General features: G+C 69.7%; 13 protein-coding genes and 1 pseudogene. 10 read left to right on the top strand and 4 right to left on the bottom strand.

All coding sequences use genetic code 11. The features are described 5' to 3' along the window. Positions 1–60: 60 nt before the first annotated feature. Entirely contained in the window at positions 61–1,413 is a 1,353-nt protein-coding gene (locus tag LGM89_RS27760; protein ID WP_226274601.1) for an acyl-CoA dehydrogenase family protein, read from the bottom strand. Between the two features lie 306 nt (positions 1,414–1,719). Here LGM89_RS27760 and LGM89_RS27755 point away from each other — a divergent pair, with 306 nt between their 5' ends. The 8 genes and pseudogenes from LGM89_RS27755 (at position 1,720) to LGM89_RS27720 (ending at position 9,852) form a co-directional block, all read left to right on the top strand. Beyond that, on the top strand, positions 1,720–2,805 hold the full coding sequence (locus tag LGM89_RS27755) for an LLM class flavin-dependent oxidoreductase (RefSeq protein WP_226274600.1): 1,086 nt from the start codon (positions 1,720–1,722) through the stop codon (positions 2,803–2,805). Positions 2,806–2,838: 33 nt separating this feature from the next. Continuing rightward, the gene (locus tag LGM89_RS27750; protein ID WP_226274599.1) at positions 2,839–3,678 is read left to right on the top strand and encodes a class II aldolase/adducin family protein; all 840 of its coding nucleotides are present in this window, start codon (positions 2,839–2,841) and stop codon (positions 3,676–3,678) included. Between the two features lie 32 nt (positions 3,679–3,710). Then, a complete protein-coding gene (locus LGM89_RS27745; RefSeq protein WP_226274598.1) occupies positions 3,711–4,745 on the top strand; it encodes an ABC transporter substrate-binding protein in 1,035 nt (344 codons plus the stop codon). A gap of 4 nt (positions 4,746–4,749) precedes the next feature. Continuing rightward, positions 4,750–5,856 (top strand): ABC transporter permease, encoded by a 1,107-nt coding sequence (locus LGM89_RS27740; RefSeq protein WP_226274597.1) that lies wholly within the window; start codon positions 4,750–4,752, stop codon positions 5,854–5,856. Then, positions 5,850–6,677 carry an ABC transporter ATP-binding protein gene (locus LGM89_RS27735; RefSeq protein ID WP_089497085.1) on the top strand — a complete coding sequence of 276 codons (828 nt, stop codon included), beginning with the start codon at positions 5,850–5,852 and terminating at the stop codon, positions 6,675–6,677. Before LGM89_RS27740 ends, LGM89_RS27735 begins: the two co-directional genes overlap by 7 nt. Before the next feature lie 50 nt (positions 6,678–6,727). Then, positions 6,728–7,912, top strand: a complete 1,185-nt coding sequence (locus LGM89_RS27730) for a c-type cytochrome (RefSeq protein WP_226274596.1) — start codon at positions 6,728–6,730, stop codon at positions 7,910–7,912. A 37-nt stretch (positions 7,913–7,949) separates the two neighbouring features. After that, positions 7,950–8,902 (top strand): annotated as a pseudogene (locus LGM89_RS27725) (ABC transporter substrate-binding protein). An 83-nt stretch (positions 8,903–8,985) separates the two neighbouring features. Next, positions 8,986–9,852: an MOSC domain-containing protein gene (locus LGM89_RS27720; RefSeq protein ID WP_226274595.1), complete on the top strand. Its 867-nt coding sequence runs from the start codon at positions 8,986–8,988 to the stop codon at positions 9,850–9,852. Positions 9,853–9,936: 84 nt separating this feature from the next. Here LGM89_RS27720 and LGM89_RS27715 read toward each other — a convergent pair whose 3' ends face one another. The 3 genes from LGM89_RS27715 to LGM89_RS27705 form a co-directional block, all read right to left on the bottom strand. Then, the gene (locus LGM89_RS27715; protein WP_226274594.1) at positions 9,937–11,355 is read right to left on the bottom strand and encodes a sensor histidine kinase; all 1,419 of its coding nucleotides are present in this window, start codon (positions 11,353–11,355) and stop codon (positions 9,937–9,939) included. A 181-nt stretch (positions 11,356–11,536) separates the two neighbouring features. Next, on the bottom strand, positions 11,537–12,217 hold the full coding sequence (locus tag LGM89_RS27710) for a response regulator (RefSeq protein WP_089497090.1): 681 nt from the start codon (positions 12,215–12,217) through the stop codon (positions 11,537–11,539). A gap of 123 nt (positions 12,218–12,340) precedes the next feature. Next, positions 12,341–13,579, bottom strand: coding sequence for a multidrug effflux MFS transporter (locus LGM89_RS27705; protein ID WP_226274593.1), 1,239 nt, complete (start codon positions 13,577–13,579; stop codon positions 12,341–12,343). Positions 13,580–13,681: 102 nt separating this feature from the next. Here LGM89_RS27705 and LGM89_RS27700 point away from each other — a divergent pair, with 102 nt between their 5' ends. Together LGM89_RS27700 and LGM89_RS27695 are read left to right on the top strand one after the other, a co-directional pair. Next, positions 13,682–15,172 (top strand): PLP-dependent aminotransferase family protein, encoded by a 1,491-nt coding sequence (locus LGM89_RS27700; protein ID WP_226274592.1) that lies wholly within the window; start codon positions 13,682–13,684, stop codon positions 15,170–15,172. A gap of 218 nt (positions 15,173–15,390) precedes the next feature. Continuing rightward, positions 15,391–16,491 carry an ABC transporter substrate-binding protein gene (locus LGM89_RS27695; protein WP_089427630.1) on the top strand — a complete coding sequence of 367 codons (1,101 nt, stop codon included), beginning with the start codon at positions 15,391–15,393 and terminating at the stop codon, positions 16,489–16,491. Positions 16,492–16,544: the final 53 nt, after the last annotated feature.

Raw genomic sequence — 16,544 nt, 5'->3', positions numbered from 1 at the left:
CGGCGTCGCAATCGTCGGAATCGCGCCGCCCGATTGGCGCCCGCGCCAGCCCCGCTCCCATCACGCATCGTTGCGGCCGCGTTCGGTCTCGTTGACCGGCGCCCCGCTCGTCTCCGTCTCGCCCTTCGCTGCGCGCTTCACCTCACTCCGGCTCGCCGCTTCGAGCGCCGCACGCCCCGCCGCCACCGCGATCGCATCGTCCTGCGGCGTATGCACGCGGCTGCACAGCACGTCGCGATAGTGACGTTCGAGCGGATTGGCGCGGCTCAACCCGTGATTGCCCGACAGCTTCAACGCCTGCTCGACCACGCGGATCGCGTGCTCGGTCACGGTCCGCTTGACGAGGCCGCTCGTCGTGACCGTCGGCGCCGCGCCCGCATCGGTGCGCGCGATGTGATCGTCGAGCAGCACGCGGTTCGCATGCAGCCAGCCCTCGATTTCGCCGACCGCTTCCTGCACGCGCGGCAGCGTCGCCAGCGGCGCGCCCAGCCCGCTCGGCGCACGCGTCGTCGCGAACCCGACCAGCCAGTCGCGCGACGCACGCGCCACCGCGTCGTACAGGCTGCCGAGCAGCGCGACCATCCACGCCTGCTGGTCGGCCTGCGCGTCGGCATCCGCATGGGTCGCCGCCGACACGGCCCATGCGTCCGGTGCGCGTACGTCGACCGCGTGATCGGCCGGCAGCCGCACGTCGTCGAACACGACCTCATGGCTGCCTGACGCACGCAGGCCGAGGTGATTCCAGCTCTCGACCACCCGGATGCGATCGCCGTCCGCCTCGCGGTCGCGCGGCACGAGAAACACGCCGACCCGCGGCGCCGGTTCATCGGTGCGCGCCCACACGGCCAGCCAGCGCAGCGCCGGAATCCCGGTGCTGTACAACTTGTGGCCGGACAATCGCCAGCCGTCGCCGTCGCGCCGTGCAATGGTTTCCGGCAGGCCGCCGCGCGACGGCGAACCGAGCGCGGGCTCGACGCGCAGCGCGTTGATCAATGCCCCTTCGGTGACCGCGCTGTCGAATACCGCCCGCCGGACCTGCGCCGGCCAGCGGTTGTCGGCGCGACCGAGCGCGCGATGCTGCAGGTAGGTCATCGTCAGCACCAGCGCGGTCGCCGGGTCGGCGCTCGCGACGGCAGCCACGATCCGGCTCGCCTGCGCGAGCGTCGCACCGGCGCCGCCATGCTCGCGCGGCACGACCTGCGCGATCAGCCCCGCGCGATGCAGCCGCGCGAAGTTCTCGTGCGGAAAGCGGCCGTCAGCGTCGTTGCGGGCCGCGTCGGCGGCCAGCTCCGGCGCGAGGCGGTCGAGCAGCGCGGCGACGCGGGCGCCGTCGGCGTCGACATCGTCGGTGGACAGGAGGCGCAGCGAACGCGGCTGCGGCGCGGGCGAGGAAGCGGCAAGGCTGGCGGACATCGAGACGGATTCCCTGGGCAATACGCAAAGTAATACGGACAGGCGGCAATAGCGGCAATCGATCGCCACGCGGCGCGGTTTCTGATGAAGCCGGCGATCCGGAACGCGCGGCGCCGGATTCGCTGGCGCCCGCGCGCCCGATCTTTCGTGAGCCCACAGCGTATGCGCAGCGCGCCCCCGCCCAAACCATGCAAATCTGATATTCAATTCGAGATTGATTATTTCCGTTTCGCATGATCCCGGCGTTAACCTGCGCTCCATTCCTGCCCGGCCGTGCGCCGGGACGTCCCTGCACCGGAGACCCAGATGAGCGTCGAATTCATCGGCATGATCCAGAGCCAGAAGCAGTCGGAAATCCATCCGCCATCCGGCCCCGTCGTCGATCCCGATTACGTGCGCGACTTTGCGCGCGCCCACGAGACGGCCGGCTTCGACCGGATCCTCGTGCCGCACCACTCGACCGGCCCGTCGGCGACGCTGACGATCGCGTTCGCCGCGGCCGCGACCGAGCGCATTCACTTCATGCTCGCGCATCGCCCGGGTTTCACCGCGCCGACGCTCGCCGCGCGGCAGATCGCTACGCTCGACCAGTTCAGCCGCGGCCGGCTCGCCGTGCACTTCATCTCCGGCGGCTCGGACAGCGAACAGCAGCGCGACGGCGATTTCCTCGACCACGACGCGCGCTATGCGCGCACCGACGAATACCTCGGCATCCTGCGGCGAATCTGGACCGAAGCGCAGCCGTTCGATCACGACGGCACGCACTACCGGTTCAAGCAAGGCTTTTCGGACGTGAAGCCGTTCCAGCAGCCGCATGTGCCGATCTATTTCGGCGGCGCATCGGAAGCGGCGCTCGAAGTGGCCGGCAAGCACGCGGACGTCTACGCGCTGTGGGGCGAATCGCTCGACCAGGTGCGCGACCTGACGACGCGCGTGCGCGCCGAAGCCGCGAAGCACGGCCGCCAGGTGCGCTTCTCCGTGTCGTTCCGCCCGATCCTCGCCGCGACCGAGGACGAAGCCTGGGCGCGCGCGCATCGCATCCTCGACGAAACGCGCCGGCTGCGCGAAGCGGCCGGCCTCGGCGCCGGCGGCCCGCAGCAGAGCGAAGGGGCGCGCCGCCTGCTCGCCGCGGCCGAACGCGGCTCGCGCGTCGACAAGCGGCTGTGGACCGAGATCGCGAAGCTCACCGGCGCACGCTCGAATTCGACGGCGCTCGTCGGCACGCCCGAACAGGTCGCCGACGCCCTGCTCGACTATTACGACCTCGGCGTCACGACGTTCCTGATCCGCGGCTTCGATCCGCTGGAAGACGCGATCGACTACGGCCGCGAGCTGATTCCGCGCGTGCGCAGCGCCGTCGCCGCCCGCGACGCGGCACGCCGCGCGGCCTGAGCCCAACGGAACCTATTGGAGCCATCCGCCATCATGTCCGCCGTCCTTGCCTCGCCTATTCGTACGACATCGGGTCTCGAACTCGCCGAAGCGCCGCGTCAGCATTTCTGGTTCGATCCGCCGGCACCGCGCATCGACGTCGCCGCCGAGCGCCGTCACCGTCAGGAACGGCTCGCGGGCGCATTCCGCCTGTTTGCCCGCTTCGGCTTCGCGCAGGGGCTCGCCGGCCACATCACCGCACGCGACCCCGAACTGCCCGACCACTTCTGGGTGAATCCGCTCGGCGTGCATTTCTCGCAGATCAAGGTGTCCGACCTGCTGCTCGTCAACGCGCGTGGCGAAACCGCGATCGGCACGCGGCCGCTGAACAAGGCCGCGTTCGCGATCCACGCGGCGATCCACGAAGCGCATCCGCACATCGTCGCCGCCGCGCATACGCACTCGACGTACGGCAAGGCGTGGTCGACGCTCGGCCGCCTGCTCGATCCGCTCACGCAGGACGCCTGCGTGTTCTACGAAGACCACGCGCTGTTCGACGACTTCACGGGGATGGTCGTCGACACGAGCGAAGGCGCACGGATCGCGGACGCGCTCGCGAAGCCGGACGGCACCACGCACAAGGGCGCGATCCTGAAGAACCACGGGATCCTGAGCGCCGGCCCGACGGTCGAGGCCGCCGCGTGGTGGTACATCGCGCTCGACAACGCCGCGCACACGCAGTTGCTGGCCGAGGCGGCCGGCACGCCGCAGCCGATCGATCACGCGACCGCACGCCACACGCACGGCCAGATCGGCGGCCCCGACGGCGCGCTGCATGCATTCGACAGCCTGTTCGCGCGCGTCGTCGCCGACGAACCCGACCTGCTCGACTGAGCGCCTTTCCGCACGACCGGAGACCAGACCACATGACCCGAACCACCGCACCCGCACACGACGACGCGCACGACGACACACGCCGCAAGCTGCTGCGCGCCGCCGGCGCCGTCGCGCTCGCCGCGCCCGCGATCACGCTGGGCCGCAAGGCCTGGTCCGCGCCGCCGCTGAAGAAGCTCACGTTCGCGTGGAACCAGAACGCGTTCTGCCTGACGCCGATCGTCGTCGCGCAGGAGCGCGGCTTCTTCGAGAAGAACGGCCTGAAGGTCGATCTGATCAACTACAGCGGCTCGACCGACCAGTTGCTCGAATCGATCGCGACCGGCAAGGCCGATGCGGCGGTCGGGATGATCCACCGCTGGCTGAAGCCGCTCGAAGCCGGTTTCGACGTGAAGATCATCGGCAGCTCGCACGGCGGCTGCGTGCGGCTCGTCGGCGCGAAGGCGGCCGGCGTGACGACGCTGCAGGCGCTGAAGGGCAAGACGGTCGGCGTCAGCGATCTGGCCGCGCCCGGCAAGCATTTCTTCTCGATCCTGCTCGCGAAGAACGGGATCGATCCCGAGCGCGACATCACGTGGCGGCAGTATCCGGCGGACCTGCTCGGCGTGGCGGTCGACAAGGGCGAGATCCACGCGATCGCCGACGGCGACCCGAATCTCTATCTGCTCGAGAAGCGCAGCAACGGCGCATACACCGAGCTGGCGACGAACCTGTCCGGCGAATACGCGCGCAAGGTGTGCTGCGTGATTGGCGCGCGCGGCGACCTCGTGCGCAACGACCGGCCGTCGGCCGCCGCGCTCGCGCGCTCGATCGTGCAGGCCACGGAGTTCACGCACGACAACCCGAACGAAGCCGCGAAGGTGTTCGCGAAGTATTCGCCGAAGATCAACCCCGATGACCTGCGCAAGCTCTACGCGACGCTCACCTACAACCACCACCCGACCAACGTCGACCTGCAGCAGGAAATCGCGTTCTACGCGGACGACTTCCGCCGCATCAGCGTGCTGAAGAAGAGCACCGACCCGCAGCGCTTCGCGCAGCAGGTCTATGCGAACGTGCTGGGGTGACGCGATGTCGACGATCGAACACGCGCCCGCCGCACGTACCGCGTCCGCCGCTTCCGGCGGCAGTGCCGCCGCATCCGCGCCCGCACCCGCGTCGCGCGTCGCATGCATCGCCTGCGAAGCCACGCTGGCCGCCGAAGCGCGCCGCGCGCGTACCTGGCCGACCGGCATCGCCGCCGCGCTCGCATGGGGCGCGCTCGGCGCCCTCACGCGACTGTGGCCGAACCGCGTCGTCGGTTTCAGCGACTGGGCGTACACCGGCGAATTCGCCGTCGGCGCGTGGACGATCGCCGCGCTGTTGCTGGTCGCCGCCACGCTCGGCCATCTCGTCCCCGCGACGCGCACGCGGCTCGCGCGCGTGCGCCCGGCCGGCCCGTGGCTCGTCGCGCTGCCGCTCGTGCTCGCCGCGTGGGAAATCGTCACCGCGAAAACCGGCTGGCTGCCGACCCCGTTCTTCGCGCCGCCGCAGGCGCTGATCGAGGTCTACGTCGATGACTGGCCGCGCCTCGCCGGCAGCGCCGGCAACACGCTGAAGCTGCTCGCGCTCGGCTTTGCCTACGGCGTCGCGGTGGGCTTTGCCGTAGGCGTGTCGATTGGCTGGTCGCGCCGGATCGGCTACTGGGTGCATCCGGTGCTGCGCGTGCTCGGCCCCGTGCCGGCCACCGCGCTGCTGCCGCTCACGTTCTACTTCTTCCCGTCGAGCTATTCGGCGGCTGCGTTCCTGATCGCGCTCGCAACCGGCTTCCCGGTCGCGGTGCTCACGTGGTCGGGCGTCGCGAGCGTCAACAAGCAGTATTACGACGTCGCGCGCACGCTCGGCGCGAACGCGCGCTTCCTCGTGCTGCGCGTCGCGATTCCGGCCGCGCTGCCGCACGTGTTCGTCGGCATCTTCATGGGGCTGAGCGCGTCGTTCACGGTGCTGGTCGTCGCCGAGATGATGGGCGTCAAGTCGGGGCTCGGCTGGTACCTGAGCTGGGCGCAGGGCTGGGCATCGTACGTGAACATGTATGCGGCGCTGATCGTGATGGCGCTGCTGTTTTCCGGGCTGATCGCGCTGCTGTTCGCGGTGCGCGACCGCGTGCTCGCCTGGCAGAAAGGAACCGTCAAATGGTGAGCGCCGCCGTACTCGAATCGTCCGTTGCATCGTCCGTTGCCGCTACGCCCGCCGTCACGGCGCCGCGCGGCGCGCGCATCGACATCCGCCGCGTGAGCCATGCGTTCGACGGCCCCGGCGGTGCGCTGCCGGTGCTCGACGACGTCACGCTGTCGGTCGCGGCCGGCGAATTCGTCGCGCTGCTCGGCCCGAGCGGCTGCGGGAAGTCGACGCTGCTGCGCCTCGTCGCGGGCCTCGACGCCGCGCGGCAAGGCACGATCGCGCAGGACGGCGTGCCGATCGAGCAACCCGATCCGTCGCGCATCGTCGTGTTCCAGGACCCGACGCTGTACCCGTGGCGGCGCGTGCGTGCGAACGTCGCGCTCGGCCTCGAGGCACGCGGCGTGGCGCGCGCGTCGCAGCATCGCGTCGACGATGCGCTCGCGCGCGTCGGGCTGCAGGAATTCGCGAACGTGTTCCCCCATCAGTTGTCCGGCGGGATGGCGCAGCGCGTCGCGCTGGCCCGCGCGCTCGTCAACGATCCGCGCCTGCTGATTCTCGACGAGCCGCTCGGCAAGCTCGATTCGCTGACGCGGCTCACGATGCAGGCCGAGCTCACCGGGCTGTGGCAACGCGACGGCTTCTCCGCGCTGCTCGTCACGCACGATGTCGAGGAAGCGCTGTTCCTCGCGCAGCGCGTGATCGTGTTCGGGCCGCGCCCCGCGCGGATCGTCGCCGAGTTGCACGTCGACCTGCCCTATCCGCGCCATCGCGGCGACCCGCGCCTCGCCGAACTGCGTCACGACGCGCTGCGGCATCTCGGGCTCGATGCGAGCTGGTAGATGCGCGGTACCGTTCGACGAAGGGCCGCCGCGCGGCGCGGCCGTAGCCGATGAACGCGCCGACGTTCGCCGACTGGGCGCTCCTGTTTCTGCAAGGGCTGTATCGCGCGCAAATCGCGCTGGCGCGCGTATTGCATGCGATCGGGCTGACAGGCGACGCCGACGGTCAAGCCGCGTGGCCGTGGGCTCATCGCATCGCGCTCGAAACGCTGCGCATCGACGCGGGACTCACGCGGCAACTCGCGTTCGCCGGGGCGGCGACTGTGCTGGCGGTCGTGCTCGCGGGCATCGCACTTGCTTCGCGCAAGTGGCGTGTCGTATCGGCAGTCGCCGCGCTGGCCGTTGCGTGGTTCGCGCCGTGGCCGCCGTCGTCACTGTGGCTCTCGCCTGCCGTACCGACGAGTTTCCAGCGCGATCCCGCGCCGTTTTCCGTATCGAACGTGATGCGCGGCGCGCATCTGTATGCGCAGCACTGCGCGGCGTGCCACGGCGCGGACGGACGCGGCGAAGGACCGCTCGCGGCCGCGCTCCCGCACTGGCCGCCGACTTTCGCCGGCGCGCTGCTCGCCCGGCGTCTCGACGGCGAGCTGTTCTGGCGCGTGCGCCACGGCACGCGCGACGAACACGGCGCGTCGACGATGCCCGGCTTCGCCGCGACGCTCGGCCCCGAGGACACCTGGGCCGTGCTCGACTACCTGAAAGCGCTCGCCGCGGGCAGCGGCGCGCAGGCGGAAGGCGCGTGGCCCCTGCCGGTCCCGCTGCCGGCGCTCGACGTGCGCTGCGGCGCCGCCGCGCCCCAGCCGCTCGAACGCTGGCGCGACGGCCAGCGCGTGCGCGTCGTCGCGCTCGCGCCGGGCGCGACGCCGCCGCCAGAAGACGCGCGCTGGCAAACCTTGCTCGTCACGGCACGCGGCGCGCCCGTGGCACTGGCAACCGGCGCCGCGCGAGCCGATTGCGTCGCGTCGACGCCCGACGCGTGGCGCGCCTTCGCGACGATCGCCGGCGTGGCGCCCGACGCGCTCGCCGGCACGCAACTGCTCGCCGATCGGCGCGGCTGGCTGCGGGCACGCGCGTTGCCGGGCAGCGCCGGCTGGTCGGATGCCGACCTGCTGTGCCGCTCGGATGCCACCGCACGACCGGCCGTGCCGGCAGCGACCGGCGATCCGCTGACCGCGCTGCTGCTGCGCGTCGACACCGAACCCGTACGCGATGTGCAGGCCGGGCTTCCGCATTGAATAAAGCCCTGAACTTCTCTTCCGACCGAGCTTCACGATGAATCCGACCCGACGCCATTTCCTCGCACAGGCGAGCGCCCTCGCCACGATCGCAGCGGCCCCGGCTGCCCTCCACGCGCAATCGGGCTCGCGGCCGCTGTTGCGCGCGGGCGACCAGAAAGGCGGGCTGCGCGCGCTGCTCGAAGCGGCCGGCGAACTGAACGGCCTGGCGTACGACATCGCGTGGACCGAGTTCCCGGCCGCCGCGCCGCTCGCCGAAGCGCTGAACGCGGCCGCGGTCGACTGTGGCCCGATCGGCGATGCACCGGTGATCTTCGCGCTCGCATCGGGCGCACGCATCAAGGTGATTGGCGCGAACCGCTCCGACCCATACGGCACGGCGGTGCTCGTGCAACCCGACGCGACGCTGAAAGGCGCAGCCGACCTGAAGGGCAAGCGCATCGGCACCACGCGCGGCTCGATCGGCCATTTCGTCACGCTGAAGGCGCTCGATGCAGCCGGCCTGCCGCCCGACGCCGTGTCGTTCCGCTTCCTGCCGCCGGCCGACACGATGCTGGCGCTCGCAACCGGTTCGATCGACGCGTGGGCGACCTGGGAACCCTATACCGCGCTCGCCGAAACGAGCGGCCGCGCGCGCGTGCCGTCAATGGCCGCGGACTGTGGTCGGGCCTCAGCTACCTCGCGGCGACCGACGCGGCGATCGCGGCGAAGCGCGACGTGCTGCACGATTTCCTGCGGCGCGTCGTCCGCGCGCAGACCTGGTCGTACCGCCATGTCGATGCGTATTCCGCCGCACTCGCGCGCATCATCGGCATTCCGCCGGCGGCCGCGAAGCTGCAGTTCGAGCGCCGCAACACGCGCTGGCTGCCGATCGACGCGACGGTCATCGCGGAGCAACAACGCACGGCCGACTTCTATCTGAAAGCGGGACTGCTGCGCCAGCCGCTCGACGTGCGCACGACGTTCGACTCCGGCTTCCCGCTCGCATGACCGGCCGCGCGACGGCGCGCACCAAACGGCTGCGGCATGATCTGGCACAATCGCAGTCTCGCCATTCGCCTCCAGCCAGCGTCATGCCAGCCATCGCCGAACTCTTCGTCTACCCGATCAAATCCTGCGCCGGCATCGCGTTGTCGCGCGCGCAACTGCTCGAAACGGGCCTCGCGTACGACCGCCACTGGCTGATCACGGATCCGCAAGGACGGATGCTCACGCAGCGCACGCACCCGCGTCTCGCGCTGATCCGCCCGACGCTCGAGCACGATGCGCTCGTGCTGAACGCGCCGGGCATGCCGGAAATCCGCACGCCGCTCAACGGCGATGCGACGCCCGCCAACCCGAAGATGGCCGCGACCGTATGGCGCGACACCGTCGACGCGATCGACACGGGCGCCGAAACGGCCGCGTGGTTCACCGAATTCCTCGGCTTGCCGACGAAGCTCGTGCGCTTCGGCGCCGACGCCCGCCGCGCCTGCGACCGCGATTGGACCAGCGACATCGATACGCATACGCAGTTCGCGGATGCGTATCCGCTGCTCGTGATCGGCCAGGCGTCGCTCGACGACCTGAACGCGCGGCTCACGGCGAAAGGCGCGCCGGCGATTCCGATGAACCGCTTCCGGCCGAACATCGTCGTGTCGGATCTCGACGCGTACGAAGAGGATTTCGTCGAGCACCTCGACGCCCGCGGTGAGACGCCCGTGCGGCTGCGCCTCGTGAAGCTGTGCACGCGCTGCCCGATGCCGACGATCGACCAGGTGAGCGGCGCGCCGAATCCGCAATGGCCACACGAGCCGACCGACACGATGCAGACCTATCGCGCGAACCCGAACTACGGCGGTGCGCTGACGTTCGGCATCAATGCGATCGTCGTCGAAGGCGCGGGCACGTGGCTCGAAGTCGGCCAGTCGCTGGAAGCGGAGATCGGGTTCGGCGATTGAGCCGGGCGCGCGGAACCGCTCGCCCCCTTTCACTGCCGGGAAGCCGCGACTCTCGGCCACCGCTTCCCGCATCGCTGATCGCCATCACGCAACGCGCGGCGCGGCGTCGTTCGCCGCCGGCAGCCAGATCGTCACGACCAAACCGCCACCGCCCGCATCGGCCAGCGTCACGCTGCCCTGATGCACGCGCGCGATCTCGCGCACGATCGACAGCCCGAGCCCCGTCCCTTCGACCGTCTGCGTCTTGCTGCCGCGATGGAAGCGCTCGAACACCGCGTCGCGTTCGTCCGCCGGAATGCCCGGCCCGTTGTCGATGACGTCGAGCCGCGCATGCTCGCCATCGCGCGATACGCGCACCGTGATCACCGCGCGGTCGCCCGCATAACGGATCGCGTTGTCGATCAGGTTGCCGATCATCTCGCCGAGCAGGTCGGACTGCCCGTGCACGTCGATATCGGCCTCGTGCTCGAAACCGAGATCGATGTCGCGCGCGCGGGCGACCGGCGACCAGTCGAGCGTCACGCTGCGCGCGAGCCGGTGCAGCGCGACCGGCTTATGCGCGACCGCATGGCCGCTGTCCGAATCGAGCCGCGACAGCGACAGCAGTTGCTGCACGATCTTCGCGGCCTGCCGCACCGCACCGTTCGCACGCCGCAGGTGCCCGTTCGCGCGCGGCTGCTCGTCGGGTCGCAACGCGAGTTCGACGCCCGCCTGCACGGCCGCGAGCGGCGTCTTCAGTTGATGGGCCGCGTCCGCGAAGAAGCGGCGCCGCGCGACCTGCATCCGCTGCGTGCGGCCGATGTACTGGTTGATCGACTCGACGAGCGGCGCGAGTTCGCTCGGCACCGCGCCGGTATCGAGCGGCGTCGTATCGTCCTCGCTGCGCGCGGCGACCGTCGCCGACAGCCGGTTCAGCGGCCGCAACCCGCGCCCGACGCCGAGCCACACGATGCCGAGCGCCAGCACGACGAGTAATCCTTCCTGCAGCAGCGACCCCACCAGGATCTCGCGCGCGAGCGCCTGGCGCGCCTCGATCGTCTCGCCGACCATCACCCACACGATGCGCGACTGCGCGGTCGGCACGTCGTGCACCGGGATGCGCAGCGCGGCCATCCGCAACTGCTCGCCGCGATAGACGACGTCGTAATAACGCGTGACGAACAACGCGCCGTCGCCTGCGTCGCGCCCTTGCGGCAGCGGCAGGTCCGGGTAGCCGGTGATCGTGTGGCCGTTGTCCTCGCGGATCAGGTAGTAGACCTTGCCGCCGTCGCTCGACTCGAGCATTTCGAGCGCGAGATATGGCAGGTCGACCTCGATCTCGCCGTCGTTGAGCCGCACGCCTTCGCGGATCGACTTCAGCGACGACGACAGCGTGCGGTCGAACGCGACGTGCGCGGCGCTCATCGCGCGCTGGTACGTGAGCCACGAGTCGAGCGCGAGCAGCCCGAGCAGCGGCAGCAGCAGCCACAGCGCGACCTGGGTGCGCAGGTTCGTGCGGGTCACTCGGCCTCCTGCCAGGCGGGCCCATGGGGCATGGCGGAACATGCACCCCGCACCACTCGGCGCCCGCGCGGCCGGCCGTGAAGGGCGTGCGTGTCGTTGGCGGGCCGCGAACGTGTCGATCCGGCATGGCGCGTCAACGTGCCCACCCGTTCCGCGCAAAGATCGTGAGCGCTGCGGCGGCTCATTCAGCCGTCTCCGCCTTCGCTTCCAGCAGATAACCGAGCCCCCGCAGCGTGACGATCGCGATGCCCGTGTTCTCGAGCTTCTTGCGCAGCCGGTACACGTAGATCTCGATCGCGTCGGCGTTCACCGACTCGTCGAGCCCGAAGATCTTCTCCGACAGCGTTTCCTTGTTGATCGCGCGGCCGTTGCGCAGGATCAGCACCTCGAGCACCGAGCGCTCGCGCGGCGTGAGCGACAACGGCTCGCCCGCAAGCTGGAAGCTGCGGTCGATACTGTCGTACGAAAGCGGCCCGCATTCGACCCGCGAATGCTCGTGGCCGAGGCTGCGGCGGATCAGCGCGCGGGCGCGCGCCTCCAGTTCGGTCAGTTCGAACGGCTTCGCCAGATAGTCGTCGGCGCCGAGATCGAGCCCCTTCACGCGATCCTCGACCGACCCGTGCGCGGTCAGGATCAGCACCGGCACCGGATTGCGGCGCGCGCGCAGCCGCCGCAGCACTTCCAGCCCGTCGAGCTTCGGCAGCCCGAGGTCGAGAATCACCAGCGCGTAATCCTGCGTGCGCAGCACGTGGTCGGCCGCCTCGCCGTCCGCCATGTGATCGACCGCGAAGCGCGCCGCGCTCAGCGCATCGTTCAGCGACTGGGCGAGGTTCGGATTGTCTTCGACGAGCAGCACACGCATGGGGATTCCGTAAGGTCAGCGACAGGCCGCTACATTACATGATCCTTTCCATCACGACGCCTCGCGGAAACACGGGTTGCGCCGCCCGTGCGGGCGCGCGTCGGCCGGCGCGCCGTCCGTCGCTCAGCGCTCGGCGGCGGGACGATTCCGCGTGGCGAAGCGCGAACCGTCGTCTGCCCGGCGCGGCTCGCGCAGGCCGACCGCCACCGCCAGGAATGCGGCGCTCGCGCCGGCCGTGACGACGATCATCGGGCGCGCGGTGCCGTCCGACAGCCATGCCAGCACGCCGCCGCACGCGGCCGTGATCGCCATCTGGATAAAGAAGAACAGCCCGGACGCCGTCCCGGCGATCGTCGTATACGGCTGCATCACCGCGAACTGGCAGGCCGGAATCGCGATCCCGACGGCGATCATCACGAAGAACATCGGGACGACCAGCGCCGCGACCGCCGTCGGCGCGATCGCGCCGCCGATCCACAGCACGGCGGCGCTGGCCAGATTGACGCCCGCCGCCGCCGCAATGACCGAATCGGCCTTCCAGCGCGTGCCGGTCCGCGCGAACAGGTTCGAACCGATCAGGTAGCCGAGCACGGTCAGGCCGAAGATCGCCGCATACACCGGGCCCGATACGCCGCGCTGCCGCTGGAACAGCGTCGACGATTCCGCGATGAACGGGTAGTACGTGCAGTAAGCGAAACTGATGGCGAGCGAGTAGCGCAGGAAACTGCGCTCGCGCAGCAGGCCCGCGTACGTCCGCAGAAGCCCCGCGCCCGATGCTGGCCGTCCGTCGCGTTCGCGCGTCTCCGGCAGGTAGCGCAGCACCATCGCCGTTGCGATCAGCCCGCCCGCCGCCAGCAAACCGAACACGCCGCGCCAGCCGAGCCATTCGGCCACCGCGCTGCCGGCCAGCGGCGCAATCACCGGCGACAGCGCCATGCCGGCCGAGATGCGGCCCAGCATCGTGGCCTGCATCGCCGTCGGGAAGCGCTCGCGCACGATCACCCGCCCGATCACCGTTCCGCTGCAGCCGCCCAACGCCTGGAAGATGCGGGCGGCGACGATCGCCGTGACGCTGGTCGACCACGCGCAGGCAACGCTTGCGACCACGTAGAGGCACAGGCCGCCGAGCAGGACGGGACGGCGGCCATAGCGGTCGGACAACGGCCCCGACGCCAGCATCGACAGCGCGTAGCCGACCATGTACAGGGTGAGCGTGAGCTGCAACTGGGCATCGGTGCCGTGCAGCGCGTCCGCCATCGCCGGCAGCGATGGCAGGTATGCATCGATCGTGACCCGCGGCAGGCACACGACGAGCATCAACAGGAGCAGCCAGCCCCACTGGGGTAATGAACGCGTTTTCATGCGGTGAGCTCGTCTCCGGTCGGATTGATGGGGTCGACAGCAATCTAAGGTCAAAGTGATATAAGCTGAAGGGCCATTAAATCCGTGACTGAATAGACCACTATGCCGCGAGGCAAAGCCGCGATTCCGCTTGATCTGCCGTGCCCGGCCGGGCTGTCCGCGGGCAGTCCGCAGTCGAAGCAGGAATGCATCGCCGACGCGCTGCGCGACGCGATCCTGAAACGCCTGTTGCCCGGCGACAGCCCGCTGCCGTCCAGCCGCACGCTTGCCGCGCGCTGGGGCGTCGCCCGGGGGACGGTCGAAGCGGCGTACGACCGGCTGTGCTCCGAGGGCTACATCGCCCGCACGCAAGGGTCGGGGTCGCGGGTATGCGCGGTGGTGCCGGACAGCTATCTGCGCGCGGCCGCGCAATCGCGCGACACCAATGGCTTTCCCCCTTCCGACGCACGCCCCGCGCCAGTGCGCCCGACCGACGACGTCGCGCCGGAACAAGGCGTGCGCCCGGGCGTCCCGTTCGTCGCGCGGCTTGCTGATCCCGGCCTGCTGCCGATGCAGCAATGGAAGAAGGCGCTCGGGGCCAGCCTGCTTGCCGCGACCGCGCACGACCTCGGTGCCACGCCGGCGCAAGGCGTCGAAAGCCTGCGCGACGAAATCGCCGCCTACCTGCGCGAATACCGCGGCATCCCGTGCGACGCCGGCGACATCTTCATCACGACCGGCATCCGCCATTCGATCGACCTCGTCGCGCGCACGCTGCTCGCGCCCGGCTCGCCAGTGCTGATGGAGGATCCCGGCTATGCGTCGGCGTGGCAGATCTTCACGATCGCGGGCGCGACCGTGATCGACGTGCCGGTCGATCGGGAAGGCATCGACACGGCGGCGCTGGACCGCTATCCCGAGGCGCGCGCGGCGTACGTGACGCCTGCCCATCAGGCGCCGCTCGGCGTGACGATGTCGGTGTCGCGCCGGCTCGAACTGCTCGACTGGGCGCAGCGCACCCGTGCATGGATCATCGAGGACGACTACGACGGCGAATTCAGCTACCAGACCGCGCCGCTGCCCGCGCTGAAATCACTCGACGCGTGCGATCGCGTGATCTACTGCGGCTCGTTCAACAAGACGCTGTTCTCGGGGTTGCGGATCGGCTTCATGGTCGTGCCCGCGGAACTGCGGCCGGCGCTGTCGGCCGTGTGGCATGCGACCGCGCGCTCGGTCGGCGTGGCGCCGCAGCTGGCGCTGGCCCGCTTCATCGCGCACGGCGATTTTGCGAAGCACCTGCGCGCCGCGCGTCACGCGTACCGCCAGCGACGCGACCTCGTGCTCGACCAGCTGGCGAAACACGCGGGCGGGCGGTACACGGTGTCCGGCGAGCACGCAGGCTTTCATTTCGTGCTGTGGCTGCCGCCCGGGATGGACGACGCGACGTACGTCGCGCAAGCCCGGGCGGCCGGCGTCGAATTGCAGCCGATCCGCGGATTCTGTCGAAGCGCCCGGTGCGAAGCGGGCGTGGTCGTCGGGTATTCCGCGCTGACGGCCGCGCACGCGCGGCATGGCGGCCGGCTGCTCGGCAAGCTGCTCGCGCAACCCGCCTAGCCGCGCCTGTCATCGTTGCCGCGCCCCGCGGCAACCCGCCGCTCTCCCTTGTCCAGCCGTGCCGCGCGCTGCGAAACGCGCGGCCGCCGCCGCTTCGACCTCGGGAAATCCATGACACGAACGACACGATTGTGAACAGAAATGAAAGCGGGCTGAAAGTGCGCCGCAATTAACATCCGCTCCACTCGAACAACACCTAGACGTAACTGGAGGAAGACATGCCGTTTGCACCGAAGCACCTCGCCGCCGCGCTGGCGGTCGTTCTGGGCACTGCCGCCGGCAGCGCCGCCGCGCAGGTTCCGGCCGGGTATCCGGGGAGCTACCAGGGCGTCATCGACGCCGCGAAGAAGGAAGGCAAGCTGATCGTCTACTCGACGACCGACACGGGCCTCGTGCGCCCGCTGATCAAGGACTTCGAAAGCCTGTACGGCGTGAAGGTCGAGTACAACGACATGAACAGCACCGAGCTGTACAACCGCTACATCAGCGAGAACGCGGCGAGCAGCACCAGCGCCGACGTGCTGTGGAGCTCGGCGATGGACCTGCAGGTCAAGCTCGTCAACGACGGCCTGATGGCGTCGTACGATTCCCCCGAAAGCGCGAACCTGCCGCAATGGGCGCAGTACCAGAAGCAGGCCTACGGCACGACGTTCGAGCCGCTCGCGATCGTCTACAACAAGCGCCTGATCCCCGAGAACGAAGTGCCGAAGACGCGCGCCGAGCTGATCAAGCTGCTCGCGTCGCAACCGGACAAGTTCAAGGGCAAGCTCACGACGTACGACGTCGAGAAATCCGGCGTCGGCTTCAACGCGCTGACGCAGGACGCGCACCTGAACGAGAAGGTCACGTGGGAACTCGTGAAGGCGATCGGCGCGACCGGCCCGAAGCTGCAGTCGAGCACCGGCGCGATGATGGAGCGCATCTCGTCGGGCGAGAACCTGATCGGCTACAACATCTTCGGATCGTACGCGTACGCGAAGGCAAAGAAGGACAAGTCGATCGGCTACGTGTTTCCGAAGGACTACACACAGATCGTGAGCCGCCTCACCACCATCTCGAAGAAGGCGAAGAATCCGAACGCCGCGAAGCTGTGGGTCGACTACCTGCTGTCGAAACGCGGCCAGACGCTGATCGCGAACCAGGCCAACCTGTACGCGATCCGCACGGACGTGACCGGCGAAACGTCGGCCGCGGGCCTCACGAAGGAACTCGGCGATTCGCTGAAGCCGATCCAGATCGGCACCGGCCTGCTCGTCTATCTGGACCAGTCGAAGCGGCTCGCGTTCCTGAAGCAATGGCAGCAGGCGATCAAGGGCTGATCCACTGATCGGCTTCGGCCGGCCAATGGCCGCCCGCCACGTCGCGCGGGCGG

This window comes from Burkholderia sp. AU31624 (assembly GCF_020420065.1).
GTDB lineage: Bacteria > Pseudomonadota > Gammaproteobacteria > Burkholderiales > Burkholderiaceae > Burkholderia.
Note: the sequence above shows the minus strand (reverse complement) of the source record. Positions and strands in the feature narration are given on the sequence as shown.

What these genes read in the sequence shown, in the direction of transcription:
- LGM89_RS27720 (WP_226274595.1), top strand. Translation starts at nt 8,986, where the DNA reads ATGCCAGCCATCGCCGAACTCTTCGTCTACCCGATCAAATCCTGCGCC.
- LGM89_RS27710 (WP_089497090.1), bottom strand. Translation starts at nt 12,217, where the DNA reads ATGCGTGTGCTGCTCGTCGAAGACAATCCGAACCTCGCCCAGTCGCTG.
- LGM89_RS27760 (WP_226274601.1), bottom strand. Translation starts at nt 1,413, where the DNA reads ATGTCCGCCAGCCTTGCCGCTTCCTCGCCCGCGCCGCAGCCGCGTTCG.
- LGM89_RS27735 (WP_089497085.1), top strand. Translation starts at nt 5,850, where the DNA reads ATGGTGAGCGCCGCCGTACTCGAATCGTCCGTTGCATCGTCCGTTGCC.
- LGM89_RS27750 (WP_226274599.1), top strand. Translation starts at nt 2,839, where the DNA reads ATGTCCGCCGTCCTTGCCTCGCCTATTCGTACGACATCGGGTCTCGAA.
- LGM89_RS27695 (WP_089427630.1), top strand. Translation starts at nt 15,391, where the DNA reads ATGCCGTTTGCACCGAAGCACCTCGCCGCCGCGCTGGCGGTCGTTCTG.
- LGM89_RS27705 (WP_226274593.1), bottom strand. Translation starts at nt 13,579, where the DNA reads ATGAAAACGCGTTCATTACCCCAGTGGGGCTGGCTGCTCCTGTTGATG.
- LGM89_RS27730 (WP_226274596.1), top strand. Translation starts at nt 6,728, where the DNA reads ATGAACGCGCCGACGTTCGCCGACTGGGCGCTCCTGTTTCTGCAAGGG.
- LGM89_RS27740 (WP_226274597.1), top strand. Translation starts at nt 4,750, where the DNA reads ATGTCGACGATCGAACACGCGCCCGCCGCACGTACCGCGTCCGCCGCT.
- LGM89_RS27700 (WP_226274592.1), top strand. Translation starts at nt 13,682, where the DNA reads ATGCCGCGAGGCAAAGCCGCGATTCCGCTTGATCTGCCGTGCCCGGCC.
- LGM89_RS27745 (WP_226274598.1), top strand. Translation starts at nt 3,711, where the DNA reads ATGACCCGAACCACCGCACCCGCACACGACGACGCGCACGACGACACA.
- LGM89_RS27755 (WP_226274600.1), top strand. Translation starts at nt 1,720, where the DNA reads ATGAGCGTCGAATTCATCGGCATGATCCAGAGCCAGAAGCAGTCGGAA.